Below are 5,372 nucleotides of genomic sequence, written 5' to 3'. Positions count from 1 at the left end.
CCATGGCATCGTCCCAGCGCGGGTAGAGCTTTTTCAGATCCGCCGCTTTCAGGCTGTGCATCTTGCCCCAATGCGGCCGGCCGCCATATCTGCGGAAGATCGGCTCCGCCGCCCGCATGAACGGCAGAGGATCGTTCGCTGCATCATGGTGGATGGCGATGGAGCAGGTCAGCCTGTTGTAGAATGGCGAAAGCCAGAACTGGTCCGGCGCGACCGAGCGCACCTCCATCGGGAAATAGACCTCGAGAAAACGCTTCTCGGTCAGCTCGATGATCTCGGCCAACGCCTTCGGCCCTTCCTCGAACGGCAAATGATATTCCATCTCGTTGAACTTGGTCTGCCGGTCGCTGGCATAGACGTTGAGCCAGTCCTGCACGTAGTCCTCGGCGGGAAATCTGACGGCCGCCGAACGGATCAGGCGGCCACGCAGCGATGGCAGCCAGGCAAGTGAGGTGCGCAGCCGACGCAGCGTCCTCAAACCCGCCTCGTCCTCTTCCGGCGGCCGTGCGGTGGGTGCGGCGTCGCTGAAATCGCTGGCGATGAACTGCGCATAGCCGGAGAACGGAATGTAGTAGAATTCGGCCGAGCGATGCGCGGCCATCATCGCCTCGAAGTCGCGCAGCATCTCAGTGATCGGCAGCACATATTTGCGGCGGCGCAACCGGTAGGTCGCGATGTTGTTCAGCGTCACTTCGGTGAGCACGCCGAAAGCGCCGAGCGCGACGCCCATGGCGTGGATCATGTCCTGATCCCCTGCCCGCTTGAAGTCGCGGACCTTGCCAAGCCCGTCGACGATCTGCACCGTCTCCAGCTGCGTGTGATAGGCGCCGAGCGTCGGTCCCGAGCCATGCGTGGCGGTACCCAGCGCGCCGCCGATCGCCTGGCGGTCAATGTCGCCCATATTGGGCAGGCCCTGGCCAATGCCTTGCAGGATGCGCATCAGCGGGCCGAGCCGGGTCCCTGCCCGCACCCGCGCCCGATGTGTTTCGGCGTCGTGCGAGACCAGCCCTTCCAGCCTCTCCAGGGACAGGATCGTGCCTTGCGATTTCACCAGCGGCGTGAAGGAATGACCGGCACCGGCGACGCGCACCGGGCCAGGCGCGGTCCGGACGAGATCACCGAGTTCACCGGCATCGCCGGGGCTGGCGATCAGCTTGGGCTCGGCGCTTACAAAGCCCGACCAGTTGCTCCAAATGTTAGACATGCCACCTCCCCGCTCAGGCAACCGCACGACGGTGACGCGACACAAGGACGAAGAGACCGAGCAGCGCCACGCTGGCGACCGCGCTGGCGGCGGCGAATTCCGGCACCGGCCGGAAATCCTTGCCATCGATGAGCAGCGACGCCGCGATCGGCCCGATCGCCAGGCCGAAAAGCTGGGCTGCCGGCACCAGCAGCACAGCGGTCCGCGTCTCGTCGGCGGTGATCGCCAGACGTATCTGGTAGGGCACGATGAACAGCAGGATAAAGCCCATGGCCAAGGCAGCGACCCAGAACGTTGTCAGGCCAGGGCTACTGGCAAGAACCAGGGAGCTGACAAGCGCGACGACGCCGATCGCCGCGATGGCAAGGCGATAATCGATGCGCGCCTCGAACACGGTGGCCGTCATAGCACCCAGGACCTGCACGGCGAGGCTGGCCGAGACGATCAGGCCGACGGTGCGGCCATCGATGCCATACTGTGCGCCAAGCGGTTCCAGAAAGGCCCAGACCGCGCCGAAGAACATGAAATAGCAGAAGACGGACAGCAGCGCGGTCGTCGAGGGAAGCGTCAGCACATTGACCAGGTTCTCCTCCTTGGGCAGGTCGGCATAGTCACCGGGAACAGTGAAGGCGACCACCAGCGACACGACGCAGACGACGGCAAGAACGATGAAGCCGCCCGACGCCCCTGCGGCCGGGATGACATAGAGCGCCAGCAACAGGGCGAGCGCGCATTGCGCCAGCGTCTGCATGGTGACGAAATAGCCGCCGATGCGCTCGGCGCGCCGCGAGCGGGCGATCAGTTCGGTGGCGATGGCGACCAGACCGCCCTCGGCGAGCCCGGCCAGGGCGCGGGCCGCAATCAGCGTGCTGGTGCTCGCGGCATAGGCCGTCCACACATTGACCAGCGCCAGCAGCAGCAGAAGGACGGCACTTTTCCAGCGCATGTGGTGCGCCGAAAGCAGCATCGCCACGACAGCCGAACCGATGGCAATAGCGATCATCTCGGCTGTGGCGACCAGCGCCAGTTCGTCGCCGCTGACATGGCCTTCGGTGTAGAGAGCTCCGAGCAGCACCGGCTGCAGGCCGAGGATGAGCAGGCCGACCGAACCGATCCACAAGGCCGAGGCGAGCTGCCAGCCGGTCGGATTGCCGACCAGCCAGTCGCCACTGCCTGCGTGGCCGGTATCTGTCGAAGCCAAAGGCGCCTCCCAACGTCCTTGCCGTGCGGCAAAAAAGCTGACAACCTGTCAGTATTTCAGAAACTGATACTTGATCATATTTTCTTGTCAACCGGAATTTGGGAAGCCGTGCGAAAGATCGGTGCATGACGGAATTGAAGAGAATGGCGACCGAGCCGAGGCGCAGGCCCAAGCAGGAACGCAGCCGCGAGCGCATCGACGCGATCCTGTCGACGACCATGCGGCTGATCGGGGAAAAGGGTATCGACGCCGTCACCATGAAGGAAGTCGGCATGCTGGCGGGCGGGCCGATCGCCACCGTCTACCACTATTTTCCCAACAAATCGGCGATCCTGGCGATGCTCTATGAGCGGTTTTCAGAGGTCAGCCGGGCACGGCTGACCACGATCATCGCCGAAATCCGCGAGGCGAACGACGTGATCGTGGCCGCTGACCGGCTGCTCGATGATTATCTCAGCCGTGTCGCCGGCGATCCGGCCATCCAGGATCTGCAGAACGCCATCCAGGCCGACAAGGCGCTCAAAAACCTCGACATCGCCGAAACCCGACACCAGGCCCAAATGTTCTGCGACCACGTCATCGCCTTGCTCGAGCCCGAGAGGCGCGAGCAGTTCGAACGCATGGTCCTGCTGATCTTCCAGCTCGCCGGCGGCGTGGTGCGCCTGGCGCTCGCCGAGGGCGAAGCGGAAAGCCGCCAGACCATCGAGGATTACCGGTCTATCATTCACACGCAGCTGCGACTGTTTCTCTAGGGCGTCCGCGGCGATCTCAGCCGCGCCTATTTCGCCCGATGGATGAGGCCTTCGAAGCCGTGAGTCAGATCGGAAGCGCCGGCCGCGAACATCTTGACGAGGTTTTGCGGACGGCCGGGAGTCTTGTTTGCGTCGAGGAGGACGGCCCTGCCCTCATGCATGACGAAATCGAATTTTCCATAGTCAAAGCCGAGTTCACGCCGACGCTCACGCAATTCGTCGGGCACCGGGACGGGCTCGCGCCGGATCGTCTCTGATGCCTTGACCAGGCCGTTCGGGGAGACGTAGCGGGTGCAGCGCTCGCGCTCTCCGCAAAACACCCAGAAACGAACAGCAAAACCGTCGGGTTCTCTCTCCGGAATGAACTTTTCCACGACGAGATCGTCGCAATCAAAGACGCCATCTGGAACGTCGCCGAGAGATCCATGGACCTCATAAGGATGCAAGGCTGGCAAGCGCGGAAACGGCTGCTGTTTCCCGGCACGCTCGGATCGCCGGTTGAGGAGCGTCTCCGGAATACCCCGATTGTTGAGATTGCTTTTGACGATCACCTGACCTTGCCAGCTGTCGGTTCTGTCGACCAATGCGCCGCTGATCCGCCGCTTGGATATGTCGGCGGCGCCGATGTTGAGGCAGAAGGCAAAACTCCGGGCGTAGTCGACATAGTCCGTGGGCGTCACCGTGGCATCGACATGCAATACCGCCATATCGCCGCTGACCGGCTTCGACAGGCCTTGCTGAACCTGAACCGAGTGGCCGCGCCTTTTCAATTCCGCAAGAATGTCGAACAGCATGTATGGGCTGCTCCTGCGCAGCAGGATGTCGCGCCTGCCCAGGAACCTGTCATGCTCGTGCGTTATCACAACGATGCGCGCCACTATCTACCTCTTGGACCGTCTGTAAATTCTTGAAATGTCTTGGCTTGTCCGACGACCTCTATTAAGCCCCGGCGGGTATCCAAATCCAGGCGTCCAGGGGCCAATAAATTGCATGACAAATCATTGGGACGATTACCACCGCCATTGGAAACTTCTGGAAGCGCCGCTCCGGCCAACAGCGGAAACCGTCGCTATATTCGATCGCGAACTTGATCTTGGAAATGCCGATGTCCTCCTCTTGGGGGTGACCCCGGAATTGGCAATTCTGGGCAAGTCGATGTTGGCGGTCGACCAGTCGGCGGCCATGATTTCCGGCGTATGGGCCGGCGACGACGGCTCGCGAAGGGCAATCGCCGGCAACTGGCTTAACCTGCCCGTGGATCACGCAAGCATCGACGCCGTCATCGGCGACGGATGCCTGTCGGCGGTCGATTCCCAGGCGGCGCGCAGTTCGTTGTTTGGCGAGGTCGCCAGGGTACTGAAGCCTGGCAGGCGCGCAGCGATCCGCGTCTTCGCACGACCGGAAACGGCAGATGATCTGCGCGGCATCGAAGCTCTGGTTCTGGCCGGCGGGGTCGAGAATTTCCACGCGCTCAAATGGCGGATCGCGATGGCGTCCACGACGAACGACCCCGATTTCGCCATCAAGGTGGCAACGATCCGCGATACGTTCGGCAGACTGTTCCCAGACCGCGAAGCTCTTGCCGCAAGGACGGGGTGGAGCATGAGCTCGATCAACACGATCGACGTCTATGCCGGCTCGGACATAAGCTACAGTTTCGCGACGCTGGCCACGCTGATCGAAGAGGCCGCCAACTGGTTCGGCGAAGTGCGCGTCGTGCCGAGCGGCAGCTATCCGCTGGCCGAACGGTGCCCGCTTCTGGTACTCGGTTCGGCCAGGCACCGGTAAGTTCATCATCATGCCGCCAAGAGGCGCTCCGAGCGCCTTGACTCCGGCGCGCCGCCAGCCTATTTCAGCGCCACGTTAGCACTCGCCTTTGGTGAGTGCTAACCACATGTCCGGCGCCGCCGGATGGAGGAACTGTTTCTCACCGTTCTCATCGAGGAAGAAAAAATGGCAAAGTCGAAGTTCCGCCCGCTTCATGACCGCGTGGTCGTTCGCCGGGTCGAATCCGAATCCAAGACCGCTGGCGGGATCATCATCCCCGACACGGCAAAGGAAAAGCCGCAGGAAGGCGAGATCATCGCTGTCGGCTCCGGCGCTCGTGACGAAGCTGGCAAGCTGGTCCCGCTGGACGTCAAGGCCGGCGACCGCATCCTGTTCGGCAAGTGGTCGGGCACCGAAGTCAAGCTCAATGGCGAAGACCTTCTGATCA

General features: G+C 62.6%; 6 protein-coding genes. 3 read left to right on the top strand and 3 right to left on the bottom strand.

The window, feature by feature from the left end:
* Positions 1 to 1,204: D-arabinono-1,4-lactone oxidase (locus EN939_RS19535; RefSeq protein WP_127269304.1), on the bottom strand; the 1,204-nt coding region annotated here is incomplete at its 3' end.
* Between the two features lie 13 nt (positions 1,205 to 1,217).
* Positions 1,218 to 2,405 carry an MFS transporter gene (locus tag EN939_RS19530; RefSeq protein WP_127269303.1) on the bottom strand — a complete coding sequence of 396 codons (1,188 nt, stop codon included), beginning with the start codon at positions 2,403 to 2,405 and terminating at the stop codon, positions 1,218 to 1,220.
* Between the two features lie 125 nt (positions 2,406 to 2,530).
* Between EN939_RS19530 and EN939_RS19525 the strand changes: the two genes are divergently transcribed.
* Positions 2,531 to 3,157 carry a TetR/AcrR family transcriptional regulator gene (locus tag EN939_RS19525; RefSeq protein ID WP_164749009.1) on the top strand — a complete coding sequence of 209 codons (627 nt, stop codon included), beginning with the start codon at positions 2,531 to 2,533 and terminating at the stop codon, positions 3,155 to 3,157.
* 26 nt (positions 3,158 to 3,183) lie between these two features.
* On the opposite strand, the gene EN939_RS19520 is transcribed toward EN939_RS19525, so the two are convergent.
* Complete coding sequence (locus tag EN939_RS19520; RefSeq protein ID WP_127269302.1) at positions 3,184 to 4,035, bottom strand: hypothetical protein; 852 nt, start codon at positions 4,033 to 4,035, stop codon at positions 3,184 to 3,186.
* A 112-nt stretch (positions 4,036 to 4,147) separates the two neighbouring features.
* Here EN939_RS19520 and EN939_RS19515 point away from each other — a divergent pair, with 112 nt between their 5' ends.
* Positions 4,148 to 4,945: a class I SAM-dependent methyltransferase gene (locus EN939_RS19515; protein ID WP_127269301.1), complete on the top strand. Its 798-nt coding sequence runs from the start codon at positions 4,148 to 4,150 to the stop codon at positions 4,943 to 4,945.
* 165 nt (positions 4,946 to 5,110) lie between these two features.
* The coding region (locus EN939_RS19510) for a co-chaperone GroES (RefSeq protein WP_148129646.1) at positions 5,111 to 5,372 on the top strand (262 nt) is incomplete at its 3' end.

This window comes from Mesorhizobium sp. M7A.F.Ca.CA.002.05.1.1 (assembly GCF_003998335.1).
Lineage (GTDB): Bacteria > Pseudomonadota > Alphaproteobacteria > Rhizobiales > Rhizobiaceae > Mesorhizobium.
This window is presented reverse-complemented; position numbering and strand designations above follow the sequence as displayed.